This window comes from Mycobacterium sp. (assembly GCF_052144515.1).
GTDB lineage: Bacteria > Actinomycetota > Actinomycetes > Mycobacteriales > Mycobacteriaceae > Mycobacterium.
In genome coordinates this window covers 1-13,519 of the sequence record NZ_JBKQQD010000429.1, presented here as the reverse complement: position 1 = coordinate 13,519, position 13,519 = coordinate 1, and the positions used below count along the sequence as shown (strand labels likewise).

Below are 13,519 nucleotides of genomic sequence, written 5' to 3'. Positions count from 1 at the left end.
CCGGACCCGACCGCCAGGCAGTACCAGCACCTCGACCAACAATGCCGTCCACCACACACCACTTCGGGCACACCAACCACACCGGCAACCCGCCCCGCAGAGGGCACTACATCAGCAGCGTCCTAGGTAGCGCGCCACCAAATGCCACACACCCTCCGCTTTCGCGGCGCTGGTGGCACCGAGCTGCGACTATCTTTTGAGACCCTCATATGTGGTCTATTTGGTGACGCGGCAGCACTCTCAGGAAGCAGGTTCGGGCGTGCGCGTCGCCACAAAGAAGCGGCGCAACGCTTCCCCCATCCGTGCGCGTATCTGTGCGCCTGAGATGACCACGTCCACCATCGCCAGCGACTGGTGGGTGTGGCCGCGCGCGCGGACATACTCCGTCGGGACACCGGCGGCTTTGAGCGCGCCGGCGTAGGCCGCACCGTCGTCGCGCAGGGGATCGAACTCGGCCGTCACCACCACGGCCGGCGGCAGCCCGGACAGGTCGACGGCACGTAAGGGTGCGAAGCGGGGATCGCTTCGATCCGCCACGTCGATGTAGTGGTCGTAGAACCACTTGACCAGCGGCGTCGTGAGCCCATAGCCGTCCGCATTCTCGGCGAAGGATGCGCGCGCCGTGTCGCCGGACGTGCACGGCGTCAACAACACCTGCCCGACGATGTTCGGTCCGCCCAGGTCCCGCGCCAACCGGCATACCACCGCCGCAAGCCCGCCGCCCGCACTCCAGCCACACACCGCGAGCTGCCCCGGTCTGCCGCCGAGCGCCTGGGCGTTGTCGGCGACCCATTGCACCGCGGCCACGGCGTCATCGACCGCCGCGGGGAATCGGTGCTCGGGCGCGTGGCGGTAGTCCGCCGAGATGACGACCGCGTCGCTGCGCACGCAAAGGTCCCGGCACAGCGGATCATCCGCGATGGCGTCGCCCAGAACGTAGCCGCCGCCATGGAAGTACACGACGATCGGGTGCGGGCCCGGGGTCGGCGGTCGGTACAGCCGGTACGCCAAATCGCCTGTGGCGCCGGGCAGCGCACCGTCAACGATCTCGCCGACATCCGGCCCCGGCCGTAAAGCCACCGACATCTGTGTGTACAACGCGCGGGCATCTGCCACGGGCATCGATTCCATCGGCGGCAGATTCAGCGCCGCCGCCTCGTTGAGGATCATCTCGACGTCCGGTTGCAACCGGCGGACCACTCCGTCGTTGCACCGTGAGCCGTTGGAACCAGACAGCGTGAAGCCGAGGTAATCGCGGGCGACCACGTCGTCGCAGCTGAGGTGGTAGAAGTCGACGCCCGCGCAGTAGGGCAGGAAAACCCGTGGTTTGCCGGGCACATTGGCGCCCATGTACCAGGAGTTCGCCGCCGGGTAGAGGGTGATGTCGGCGCAGTCGTTGACGTGTTGCGTCCACCCGGCCTCGGCCATTTCGGTGGGCTCGATGACATCGAAACCGGATGCGCTCAGGTGACCGAGGCAGTCGAGCACCCAGTCCGCGTGCTGTTCGATCGACACGGCCATGTTCGACAGCACCGAGGGGCTCCCGGGACCGGTGATGAAAAACAGATTGGGAAAGCCGACCGTGGTCAAGCCGAGGTAGGTGTGCGGCCCGTTCGCCCATTTGTCCTTCAGCGACAAGTCGTTACGGCCCCTGAAGTCGACGGCCGTTATCGCACCCGTCACGGCGTCGAAACCGGTGGCGAAGACGATCGCGTCGAAGGTGAATGACTCGTCGGCGGTGTCGATGCCGGTTTCCGTGACCTGTCGGATCGGATGTTTCCGGACGTTGACCAGGCGCACGTGCGGCAGGTTGTAGGTGGCGTAATAGTTCGTGTCCAGGCAGGGCCGTTTCGTCCCGATGGGGTGATCGGTTGGGCAGAGATCGGCCGCCGTCTGCGGATCGTCGACGATGGAGCGGATCTTGTTGCGGAAGAACTCGGCGAACTCGTGGTTGGCCGCGGGATTGCTCAGCACATCGGCGAAAACGGTGAACGTCTCGAACAGCAGGCCACCCTCCCAGGCGTGCTCAAAGCGTTCTTGTCGTTCGGACTCCGAGACGCTGAATGTCGGGACGATGCTGCGTTCCCCCGGAATGCCGCCCCACGACACCCGCGCCGCCGCGCGGTATTCCGCCTCATTCGCCAGTTGCGCGAGCTTCTCGGGCGACAACGGACCATTGCGCGCCGGGATCGAGAAATTCGGGGTGCGCTGAAACACCACCAGCTCGCGCGCCTCCTGGGCGATGACCGGAATCGATTGAACGCCAGAGGAACCCGTGCCGATCACCGCCACCCGCTTGTCCGTGAAATCAACTGGCTCGTGCGGCCAGCGGCTGGTGAAGTAGACCTCCCCGGCGAACCGCTCGAGCCCGTCGACCTCGGCTTGCTTGGGCATGGACAGACAACCTGTGGCCATCACGACGAAACGGGAGGTGACCTCGTCGCCGCGGTCGGTGCTGACGTGCCATAGCGATGCGTCGTCGTCCCAGCGTGCCTGCTGCACTCGCGTCGAGAAGGTGAGGTGGCGCCGCAGGTCGTGCTTGTCGGCGACGTGGTTCAGATAGCGCAGGATCTCCGGCTGGGTGGCGTACTTCTCCGACCATTGCCAGTCCCGCTGCCAGTCGGGATCGAAGCTGAGCATGTAGTCGACGCTGGGCACGTCGACCCGCGCACCCGGATACCGATTCCAGTACCACGTGCCGCCGAGGTCGTCGCCCGCTTCGAACACGCGCAATCGGTATCCGGCGCGGCTCAGGCGGTAGGCGAGATACAGGCCCGCGATACCTGCGCCTACAACGACGACGTCGACGTCCGGCATCGGCCGGTCTGCCCTGGCTGTATCGGTCATCGACTGATCATCACGCCGCGCCGATCCGCTGTCTTGAGTACCGCAATACTTCATATCTTCTGACCGGTGCGCCGCACACCGGGCCTATTTGCGCGGCACGACGTCGAGTGCTGTGCTAACCGAATGGCAGACACGGCATCGATCGGCGTCAAGGTCCGCGGCAAAGTCATCGTGATCACTGGCGGCGCGCGCGGAATCGGATTGGCCACCGCGACCGCACTGCACAATTTGGGCGCCAAGGTCGCGATCGGCGACGTCGACGAGGCCAAGGTGAAGGAATCGGGCGGCGAGCTCGGGCTCGACGTCTACGGCAAACTCGATGTCACCGACCGGGAGTCATTTTCGGATTTCCTCGACCAGGTGGAGCGCCAGCTCGGCCCGATCGACGTCCTGGTCAACAACGCCGGCATCATGCCCGTCGGCCGGATCATCGACGAACCGGACGCGGTCACCCGGCGCATTCTGGACATCAACGTCTACGGCGTGATCCTGGGCAGCAAGCTGGCGGCCCAGCGCATGGTTCCCCGCGGATCCGGGCACGTCATCAACGTCGCGTCGCTGGCCGGAGAGCTCTACGCCGTCGGGCTGGCCACCTACTGCGCCAGCAAGCACGCGGTGGTCGCGTTCACCGACTCGGCGAGGCTGGAGTACCGCGCGGCCGGTGTGAAGTTCTCGGCGGTGTTGCCGACGTTCGTCAACACGGAACTCACCGCGGGCACCCACGGGGCCAAGGGTTTCAAGAACGCCGAGCCCACCGATATCGCCGATGCGATTGTCGGGCTGGTGGTCCACCCCAAGCCGAAGGTGCGGGTCACCAAGGCGGCCGGCGCGATGGTCGTGTCGCAGCGGTTCATGCCCCGCGCGCTGGCCGAGGGGCTGAACCGAGCGCTGGGCGGCGAGCACGTCTTCACCAACGACGTCGACGTCGAGAAGCGCAAGGCGTACGAGGCTCGGGCCCGGGGCGAAGAGTAAGCAGCGCGCAGCGCGCCGTTCACCGCGGGCGCGGACAATCAGACGAATGAGCCCCGAAACCGCAACGACGACTGCTCCGGCAATCCTTTCCGACGACGAACTGGCCCTCATCGACGCGTACTGGCGCGCTGCCAACTACCTGTCGGTCGGGCAGATCTATCTGCTGGACAACCCACTGCTGGCCGAACCGCTGTCGGCCCAGCACGTCAAACCCCGGCTGCTGGGACACTGGGGCACCACGCCCGGGCTCAACCTCATCTACGCGCATCTGAACCGGATCATCCGCGCCCGCGACGCCAATGTCATCTACGTCACCGGGCCCGGTCACGGCGGCCCGGGACTGGTGGCCAACGCCTATCTGGAAGGCACCTACAGCGAGGTGTACACGGGAATCGGCGAAAACACCGACGGGATGCGAAAGCTGTTCCGCCAGTTCTCCTTTCCGGGCGGCATACCCAGCCACGTCGCCGCCCAGACGCCGGGGTCCATCCACGAAGGCGGTGAACTCGGTTACGCCCTGGTGCATGCTTACGGCGCCGCCTTTGACAACCCCGACCTGGTGGTCGCGTGTGTCATCGGCGACGGCGAGGCCGAGACCGGACCGCTGGCGGCCGGCTGGCACTCAAACAAGTTCCTCAACCCGGCCGTCGACGGCGCGGTGTTGCCGATCCTGCATCTCAACGGATACAAGATCGCGAATCCGACCGTCCTGGCCCGCATCCCGCACGCCGAACTGGAATCGCTGTTGCGCGGTTACGGCTACCGGCCGATCACGGTCGCCGGAGACGACCCGGCCTCCGTGCACCAGCAACTGGCCGCCGCGTTGGACGACGTGTTCGACGACATCGCGGCTATTCAGCGCGCGGCGCGCGATTCGGATCAGACCGAGCGGCCGGTGTGGCCGATGATCGTGCTGCGCACTCCGAAAGGCTGGACTGGACCGAAGGTGGTGGACGGCAAGCACGTTGAGGGCACCTGGCGCTCACACCAGGTTCCGCTTGCCGAGACGCACGAGAACCCAGAGCACCGTGCGCAGCTCGAAGAGTGGCTGCGCAGCTACCGGCCCTCGGAGCTGTTCGACGAAAACGGCGCGCTGTGGCCGGAACTGCGAGCGCTCGCGCCCGCCGGTGACCGGCGGATGAGCGCCAACCCGCACGCCAACGGCGGCCTGTTGTTGCGCGAACTGGACCTGCCGGACTTCCGCAACTACGCGGTGGAGGTGGCCGAACCAGCCGTCACGACCCATGAGGCCACCCGTGTGTTGGGAACCTTTCTGCGGGACGTGATCACCCGCAACGTCGACCGCTTCCGCCTTATGGGTCCCGACGAGACCGCCTCCAACCGGCTGTCGGCCGTATTCGAGTCGACCGACAGGGTCTGGCTATCCCAGACCACGCCCGACGATGATCACCTGGCCCCCGACGGCCGCGTCATGGAGGTGCTCTCCGAACACCTGTGCCAGGGCTGGCTGGAGGGCTACCTGCTGAGCGGGCGTCACGGCCTGTTCAACTGCTACGAGGCGTTCGTGCACATCGTCGACTCGATGTTCAATCAGCACGCCAAATGGCTGTCCACCAGCCGCGAGCTGGCCTGGCGGCGGCCGATCGCGTCGCTGAACTACCTGCTGAGCTCGCATGTGTGGCGACAGGACCACAACGGCGCATCGCATCAAGATCCCGGGTTCATCGACGTGGCCGTCAACAAGCGTGCCGAGGTGGTACGGGTCTATCTGCCGCCGGACGGCAACACGTTGCTATCGGTGGCCGACCACTGCCTGCGCAGCCGCGACTACATCAACATCATCGTCGCCGGCAAGCAGCCCGCGCTGTCCTACCTGTCGATGGGTGACGCGATCCTGCACTGCACCCGGGGGCTGGGCATCTGGCAGTGGGCCAGCACCGCCGGATCTGAGCGGGCTGAGCCCGATGTGGTGCTGGCCTGCGCCGGGGACGTCCCGACGCTGGAGACGCTGGCCGCCGCCGACATCCTGCGCCGCGAGCTGCCCGACCTGCGGGTGCGGGTGGTCAACGTTGTCGACCTGATGCGCCTGCAGCCGGACTCCGAGCACCCACATGGGTTGCCCGACAAGGAATTCGACGCGCTGTTCACCCGCGACAAGCCGATCATCTTCGCCTACCACGGCTACCCGTGGCTGATCCACCGGCTCACCTACCGCCGCGCCGGTCACGCTCGACTCCATGTGCGCGGATTCAAGGAACGCGGCACCACGACGACGCCGTTCGACATGGTGATGCTCAACGACCTCGACCGCTTCCACCTGGTCATGGACGTCGTCGACCGGGTGGACGGGCTGGCCAGCCGGGCCGCCGTGCTACGTCAGCGAATGGTGGATGCGCGGCTGGCCGCGCGCCGCTACACCCGCGAGCACGGCGAGGACGACCCGCAGATCGCCAACTGGACGTGGGAGGCCCGCGGGTAGGTCATCGAGTCAGCGTCCACGGCGCTCCGGCGGTGGTTTCGCTGACCGTCAGCGCAGCTTCGGCGCCGTCACCGCGGACTCGTGTGTAGGAAACATTGGCACTACGGTGGAGACCGTGGCGAGTGTTCTGTCGGTCAACCTGGCTCGAGTGCGAACGAATCCGGATCCGCACGCGCTATCGAAGGTGACGGGCATCGACAAAGTGGCGGCCACCGAGCCGATCATGGTGCGGGCACCCGGGCCGATGCACGGTGGTGTGGGCAGTGGACTGGTCGGCGACACCATCGGCAACCAGAAGTTCCACGGCGGTGACGACCAGGCCGTCTACGTCTATGCGCGCGAAGACCTAGACGCTTGGGAGATTCAACTCAAGCGCACACTCGCCAACGGAAACTTCGGCGAGAATCTGACCACCTCGGGCATCGATGTGACTGCGGCGCGGATCGGTGAACGTTGGCGCATCGGCGCCGACGGCTTGCTACTGGAAGTCTCCGCGCCCCGGACCCCGTGCCGGACGTTCCAGGCATTCCTGAATTTGAACCACTGGATCAAAACCTTCATCCAGGCGGGTAAACCCGGCGCCTACTTACGGGTGATTTCGCCCGGAACCGTGCGCGCCGGCGACGCGATCACAATCGATCACCGCCCCGGTCACGACGTGACCATCGGTCTGGTCTTTCGCGCCCGAATGTCCGAACCGGAGCTGCTTCCCCGGCTGTTGGTGGCGGACGGGCTGTCGGCAGAGCTCAAGGAGTACGCGCGCCGCCGCGTCGCATCGAACGCGGAGTGAGCGGGTCGCCCGCGGTCTGCGGGTAAACTTGCCGAATGCTCGACGCGACCACTGCGACTGAAGCCGCTGACACCCACCCGCTGGTGTCGCAGCTCTCGGCGCTGCACCGGTTCCGCATCTATGTCGATATCGCGTTCGTCGTCGTCGTGCTGGTCCTGACGAACCTGATCGCGCACTTCACCACGCCGTGGGCGAGCGTCGCCACCGTGCCGGCCGCCGCCGTCGGGTTGGTGATCCTGGTGCGGTGCAACGGTCTGGACTGGGCCGAGCTGGGCCTGGGCCGCGAACATTGGAAGTCCGGGCTGGGTTATGCACTGGCCGCCGTGACCGTCGTGGGCTCGGTCATCGCGGTCGGCGTGCTGCTGCCGATGACTCGGCCGATGTTCCTGAACCATCACTACGCGACGATTTCCGGCGCGCTGATCGCCTCGATGGTCATCATTCCGCTGCAAACCGTCATCCCCGAGGAGCTGGCCTTTCGCGGCGTGCTGCACGGCACCCTGAATCGAGCCTGGGGATTTCGCGGTGTCGCGCTGGCGGGTTCGCTGCTGTTCGGCCTTTGGCACGTCGCGACGTCGTTGGGCCTGACGAGCGGCAACGTCGGCTTCACCCGGCTGTTCGGCGGCGGCGTCGTCGGGATGCTGGCCGGGGTCACGATGGCGGTGCTGGCCACCGGGGCAGCCGGATTTGTCTTCAGCTGGCTGCGCCGGCGCAGCGGCAGCCTGATCGCGCCAATTGCGTTGCATTGGTCACTGAACGGGATGGGCGCGCTGGCCGCCGCCCTGGTTTGGCACCTGGCCTGAGGCTGGTCACACCAGCAGCACCGCCGCGCCGGCGATGCGCCCTTCGCTGAGGTCGGTCAGCGCGCGGTCGGCTTGTCCGAGCGGGTATTCCGGCGTGGTGACCTCGATGTGATGGTTGGCCGCAAAGTCGAGGAACTCGCGCGCATCGGCGCGGGTGTTCGACGTCACCGACCGGATCTGACGCTCCTGGAACAAGTGACGCTGGTAGTTCAGGGGCGGGATATCGGACAGGTGAATCCCGGCGATTGCCAATGTCCCGCCACGGTCCAGCGCCTCCAGCGCGGGCAGCACCAGATCACCGACCGGGGCGAATAGGATCGCGGCGTCCAGCGGCACCGGCGGCGGATCGGCGGCGCCTTGCGCCGACGCGGCGCCGAGTTCCAGCGCCAGCTCGCGCGCCTCGGCTCCGCGGGTCATCACGTGCACCTCGGCGCCCTGCGCCAATGCGACCTGCGCGGTGATGTGGGCGCTGCCGCCAAAGCCGTAGAGGCCCAACCGCCCACCGGGTGGTAGCTGGGCGCGCAGCAGCGACCGGTAGCCAATGATGCCGGCGCACAACAACGGCGCGAGCTCGCTGTCGCTGTAGCCGCTCGGTAGGTGGTGCGCGAACGCCGCAGGGACCGTGGCGAATTCGGCGTATCCGCCGTCAGCGTCCCAGCCGGTGTAGCGGGACTCCGGACACAGGTTCTCATTGCCTCGACGGCAGTACTTGCATACGCCGCAGGTGTGGCGAAGCCACGCGATGCCGACGCGGTCCCCCACGCTGAACCCGTCACCGGCCTCACCACCGACTTCGATGACCTCCCCCACCACCTCATGACCCGGGGTGACCCGTTCGCGGTGGACGGGCAGATCGCCCTCGGTGACGTGCAGGTCCGTGCGGCACACCCCGCACGCATGCACGGCCACCAGCAGCTCGGACGGCCCTGGACGCGGCACGTCGGCGGTAACCCGCTCGAGCGGGCCAGTTTTCATGGGACCGGGCCGGCGCACCCGCCACGCGGTCATGCTTTTGGTGTTCGCCGCCGCGGCCATCACCCCATCATGCCGCGGACGGTTAGGTCCTGCGCACCATGCCGACCACCCAGAGCAGGATCACCGAGCCCAGGATGGCGGTGAACAAGGTGAACCAGAAACCGCCGGCGGCGGTGTCGACGAAAAAGCTCAGTAAGAAGCCGCCGATCAGCGCGCCCACGATGCCGATCACGATGTTCATCAGGATCCCGGATCCGCCGCCTTTGACGATCTTGCCGGCGATCCAGCCCGCGATACCCCCGATGATGATGTAGCCGATCCAGCCGACGCTGGTCAGCGTCGTTGAGCGGGCAAGGTATTCGGTAGCTGCCATGACATCCATACGGGTCTCCTTAACCCCCGGAACTGCGGTCTAAGCGGGCAAGGTCTGCTGTGGCGTGGGTGTGGGCGTCGGGGTGACTTCTCCGGCGGGGGCCTGGCCCGGCGCCGGAGCAGGAGCCGGTGCACCCGGCGCCTCTGGAGCGGGTGCACCCGGGGCCGGAGCGCCCGGCGCCGGAGCTCCTGGAGCGGGAGCCGGGGCCGCCGGCGGGTTCCAGGGCTGGATCGACTCGGCGAGAGCCTTGGCCGCGCCCTTGTCCACCGGGTCGTTCGCGGTCCCGAGCCACACCACAAACCAGCGCTGGGGTGGGCTGGCGTTGGTCGCCGGCGCGCCGATCACGCCCGTCCAGATCTGGCCGTTCGGCTTGGCCGGATCGCTGAACTTGACCTCGTAGTACGACGCGCTGCCGGATATCCCGTTGGCGTTGAGCGGGGTGCTGTCCTGGTTGATCCGCATGCCGGGGTACGGCATGAAGAATTCACCCATGTCCGAGCCAAGCCGGACCGCGGCCTTGGCGTCGTTGGCTTCGGCACTGGCGTAAAGCTTTTGGTCCAGCCGCCCCAGCACGACGCGGGTGTCGTTGGCTACCGGCGGCGGCTGCCCGGGCATCGGCGGCTGCCCGGTCGTCTTGCTGAGCAGCGCCGAGCCGTAGTCGAGGTGAGAAGCGTCGGACTCCACCCACCCGGGGGGGACGACGAAGCTGAACCCACCGACGGCATTGGTGACGCGACCGGCGTTCGGGTCGACGACGGGCGGGGGCGGCGCATTCGGATCGACCGGTGGCGGCGGCGCAGCATTGGGGTCACCCGGTTGGGCTGGTGGTGCGCCCGGGGCACCGGGCGAGGCCGGGGCGGGTGCGGCCGCGGTGGTGGTCGGCGGCGCGGGTACCGGATCGGCCTTCGAGGTCGCCGGTAACGCGATCGTGACGGCGCTGGCGCTGGTCACCGCTGTAATCGCCAGCGTCGCCCATAGTCCCTTACGCCGCGTTGAGCTCGGGATCACCTGGTCCATGGCGACGAACCTACCGTGTTACGGCTGTGACGCAAGGGTGCCTTGCGGACGATGTGGTGGGGTTTTCGGGTTTGCCGGAGCGCAACCCGTCGCGCGGCGCCGCGGCTCAGCGGTGCGGCGCCGGGTACAGCGCCACTTCGAGGGCTTTGACGCTGAACCACACCCGCTCCCCGGGCGTCAGCCGCAGCTCCGCGGCGGCGTCGACGGTGATTTCCGCGGCCAGGCCCGGCGCGCCGTCGGGCTGCTCGGGGCCGCGCACCAGAACCGCGGGTCCTCGGGTGTCCAGCTCCGCGACGGTCTGCTCGACCGTGTTGCGTGGGCTGCCGTGCGGCGCGTCCCGGTAGACGGCCACCGCCGTCGGCGCGAACACCGCGACCGCGTCCTGCCCATCGGTGACCGTTTCGCCGAGCTCGTGCGCCGGGGTGCCGTACCAATGGACACCCGACCCGGCGCGCAGCGAGCCATCCGGCCCGATGGTGCCGTTGACCAGATTGATGCCGGCGATACGGGCACCGAAATGACTGCGCGGTGCGGTCAGCACATCGGCGACCGGGCCGATCTCGGAGATCTTCCCCGACTCGAGCACCAGCACCCGATCGGCCAGGGTGAATACGTCCAGGAGGTCGTGGGTTATCAGGATGACGGCGCAGCCGCTGCGGCTGACCACGGTGCGTAGCACGGCCCGGATCGCCGCGGCTGCGGCGACGTCGAGGCCGGTCAGCGGCTCGTCGAGCAGCAGCACGTCGGGTGCGGCCGCCAACGCCCGCGCGATCGCCACCCGCTGGGCTTGACCGCCCGACAGCTGGCGCGGTTTGCGGTCGGCGAACTGCTCGGCATCGACCTCGCGCAGCCAGCGCAGCGCGAGCGCCTTGTCCTTGCTGCGTGCGGACCCGAACAAGCGACACATCCGGTGCCGGCTGTGCGGTCCGAATGCCACATTGGCGGCGACGCTCAGGTGCGGGAAAAGCAACGGATCCTGCAGCAGCAGCCCGACGCGGCGGTCGTGCGTCGCCACGTTCACCCCGGCGTCGGTATCGGTCAGCACCCTGTCGCCCAGGCGCACCAGGCCCGCGTCGGGGGTGACCAGCCCGGCGATGACGTGCAGTGCGGTGGACTTGCCCGCGCCGTTGGGCCCGAGCACGGCCAGCACCTCCCCCGCGGACACCGAGAACTCCACGTCCAGCTGGCGGTCTGTCACGACCGCGCGAAGCCGCAATTCGGTCATCGCCGGCTACCTCGCGTCGGTCCCGGTCAGCCTACGCGCACCCAGACCGAGCACCACCAGCGCCGCCACCGCCACCAGCAGGATCGACAGGGCCACAGCCGCATTCGCGTCGGTCACCCGCTGCAGGTAGATCTCCAGCGGCAGGGTGCGAGTGACCCCCTGCCGGGAACCGGCGAACGTCAGCGTCGCGCCGAACTCGCCCAGTGAGCGTGCGAATGCTAGCACCGCCCCCGACACCAGGCCCGGCACCAGCAGCGGGAGGGTGACCCGCCACCAGACCGTGCTGGGCCGCGCGCCGAGCGTCGCTGCCACCACTTCGTAGTCGGCGCCCGTGGTGCGGGCGGCACCCTCGAGGGAAATCACCAGGAACGGCAATGAGACGAAGGTCTGCGCCAACACCACGGCGGTGGTGCTGAACGCGATGCTGAGACCGGCGGCTTCGAGGTACTGCCCGATCAGTCCGAGCCGGCCGAACGCATAGAGCAACGCGATGCCGCCCACCACCGGCGGCAGCACCAGCGGCAGCAGGATCAGCGGTCGCAGCAACCGCACCACCCGCGCACGGCTGCGCGCCAGCACCAGCGCCATCGGAACCCCGAGCAGCACGCACAGCGCGGTGCTGGCCGCGGCGGTCTTCAGGCTCAGCCACAGTGCCGTCTTCGACGAAGCGCTGGTGATCAGCGACCAGAAATTCGGCCAGTCAACCTTGATCGCAATCGCCAGCAGCGGCAGCACCACGAAGAGCGTCCCCACGGCGGCGGGCGCATACACCCAGCGGGGCAGGTCCGTGCAACGCTCGCTAATACGTACACCCCCTAACCATGGTCGGGAGATACACACCGCCTCAACCTAGCGCTGGGCGAGTTGCGAATCGGCTAGGAGAGCTGTGCTCGGCGCGGTAGTTTCCGCCGATGTGCGAGTTCGGAGCGCGTCTGTTGTGAGATTCTGCAGAGGTGCCCGCTCCTTCGGGTGTCGTGACGTTTCTGTTCACCGACGTTGAGGGTTCGACCCGTCGGTGGGAGGCCGACGCGGATGGGATGCGGGTGGCGCTGGCCGCACACGACGAGGTGTTGCGTGCGGCGATCGAGGGGCACGGCGGCTGGTTATTTAAGCACACTGGTGACGGGGTGTGTGCCGCGTTCGCCTCGCCGAGGTCAGCGGTTGATGCCGCGGTGGCCGCGCAGCGGGCGCTGGAGTTGCCGGTGCGGATGGGGATCGCGACCGGCGAAGCCGAATTGCGGGGGGCGGATTACTTCGGTGCGGTGCTCAATCGCGCGGCGCGGGTGATGGCCGCCGGGCACGGCGGTCAGGTCCTGCTGGCCGATTCGACGGCGGTGTTGATCAGCGGCGTCGATCTGGTGGATTTGGGGCCGCGGCGGCTGCGGGACCTGCCGACCCCAATCGGTGTGTTTCAGGTCCGAGCGGCAGGGTTGCGCACGGATTTTCCGCCGTTGCGGGCGCTGGATGTGAGTCCGGGGAATCTGCGCCCTGCGCTCACGAGCTTGATCGGGCGCGAGTCCGAGGCCGGCGAGGTGCAAGCCGCGGTGAAGGCTCATCGGTTGGTCACGTTGACCGGGGTGGGTGGGGTCGGTAAGACCCGGCTGGCGCTGGAAGTGGCGGGGCGGCTGGTCGACGAATTCCCGGACGGGGTGTGGTTTTTCGAGCTGGCTGCGGTCAGCGATCGGGCCGCGGTGCCCGACGCGGTGGCTGTCGTGCTGGGCATCACCCAACAACCCGGCCGGAGTGTGGCCGAGAGCGTGGCCGCCGCGCTGGAGGGCAGGGTGCGGTTGTTGGTGTTTGACAACTGCGAGCATGTGCGCGACGCCGCCGCCGATCTGGTCGAGGCCATCCTCGCGCACTCGGCGACGGTGAAGATCCTGGCCACCAGCCGCGAAGGGTTGGGCGTCGCCGACGAACAACTGTGGCTGGTGCCCTCGCTGGACGTGGGGGCGGGCATCGACTCGGCAGCGGTGGAACTGTTTGTTGAACGCGCCCGGAGCGTTGCCTCGCGCTTCGCGTTGAGCAACGCCGACGACGGGGCTGCGGTGGTGGAGATCTGCCGCCGCCTGGACGGGAT

The 13,519-nt window shown here is 67.8% G+C and carries 11 protein-coding genes; 5 read left to right on the top strand and 6 right to left on the bottom strand.

Features of this window, described 5'->3' with window-relative positions:
* Window positions 1-240: 240 nt before the first annotated feature.
* Window positions 241-2,847: a flavin-containing monooxygenase gene (locus ACLP9N_RS29280; RefSeq protein WP_442410642.1), complete on the bottom strand. Its 2,607-nt coding sequence runs from the start codon at window positions 2,845-2,847 to the stop codon at window positions 241-243.
* Window positions 2,848-2,970: 123 nt separating this feature from the next.
* Here ACLP9N_RS29280 and ACLP9N_RS29275 point away from each other — a divergent pair, with 123 nt between their 5' ends.
* The 4 genes from ACLP9N_RS29275 (at window position 2,971) to ACLP9N_RS29260 (ending at window position 7,852) form a co-directional block, all read left to right on the top strand.
* Window positions 2,971-3,819, top strand: a complete 849-nt coding sequence (locus ACLP9N_RS29275) for an SDR family oxidoreductase (RefSeq protein WP_442410641.1) — start codon at window positions 2,971-2,973, stop codon at window positions 3,817-3,819.
* A gap of 46 nt (window positions 3,820-3,865) precedes the next feature.
* Window positions 3,866-6,259, top strand: coding sequence for a phosphoketolase family protein (locus tag ACLP9N_RS29270; protein ID WP_442410640.1), 2,394 nt, complete (start codon window positions 3,866-3,868; stop codon window positions 6,257-6,259).
* A 115-nt stretch (window positions 6,260-6,374) separates the two neighbouring features.
* Entirely contained in the window at window positions 6,375-7,049 is a 675-nt protein-coding gene (locus ACLP9N_RS29265; RefSeq protein WP_442410639.1) for an MOSC domain-containing protein, read from the top strand.
* 35 nt (window positions 7,050-7,084) lie between these two features.
* Complete coding sequence (locus ACLP9N_RS29260) at window positions 7,085-7,852, top strand: CPBP family intramembrane glutamic endopeptidase (protein WP_442410638.1); 768 nt, start codon at window positions 7,085-7,087, stop codon at window positions 7,850-7,852.
* A 6-nt stretch (window positions 7,853-7,858) separates the two neighbouring features.
* Here the strand turns inward: ACLP9N_RS29260 and ACLP9N_RS29255 are convergent, their stop codons facing one another.
* The 5 genes from ACLP9N_RS29255 to ACLP9N_RS29235 form a co-directional block, all read right to left on the bottom strand.
* Window positions 7,859-8,887 (bottom strand): zinc-binding alcohol dehydrogenase family protein, encoded by a 1,029-nt coding sequence (locus tag ACLP9N_RS29255; RefSeq protein WP_442410637.1) that lies wholly within the window; start codon window positions 8,885-8,887, stop codon window positions 7,859-7,861.
* A 22-nt stretch (window positions 8,888-8,909) separates the two neighbouring features.
* Window positions 8,910-9,209 (bottom strand): GlsB/YeaQ/YmgE family stress response membrane protein, encoded by a 300-nt coding sequence (locus tag ACLP9N_RS29250; protein ID WP_442410636.1) that lies wholly within the window; start codon window positions 9,207-9,209, stop codon window positions 8,910-8,912.
* Window positions 9,210-9,239: 30 nt separating this feature from the next.
* Window positions 9,240-10,217: an alanine and proline-rich secreted protein Apa gene (locus ACLP9N_RS29245; protein WP_442410635.1), complete on the bottom strand. Its 978-nt coding sequence runs from the start codon at window positions 10,215-10,217 to the stop codon at window positions 9,240-9,242.
* A 106-nt stretch (window positions 10,218-10,323) separates the two neighbouring features.
* Window positions 10,324-11,442 carry a sulfate/molybdate ABC transporter ATP-binding protein gene (locus ACLP9N_RS29240; protein WP_442410634.1) on the bottom strand — a complete coding sequence of 373 codons (1,119 nt, stop codon included), beginning with the start codon at window positions 11,440-11,442 and terminating at the stop codon, window positions 10,324-10,326.
* Window positions 11,443-11,448: 6 nt separating this feature from the next.
* Complete coding sequence (locus ACLP9N_RS29235; RefSeq protein ID WP_442410643.1) at window positions 11,449-12,246, bottom strand: ABC transporter permease; 798 nt, start codon at window positions 12,244-12,246, stop codon at window positions 11,449-11,451.
* A gap of 149 nt (window positions 12,247-12,395) precedes the next feature.
* On the opposite strand from ACLP9N_RS29235, the gene ACLP9N_RS29230 reads away from it, so the two are divergent.
* The coding region (locus ACLP9N_RS29230; RefSeq protein WP_442410633.1) for an ATP-binding protein at window positions 12,396-13,519 on the top strand (1,124 nt) is incomplete at its 3' end.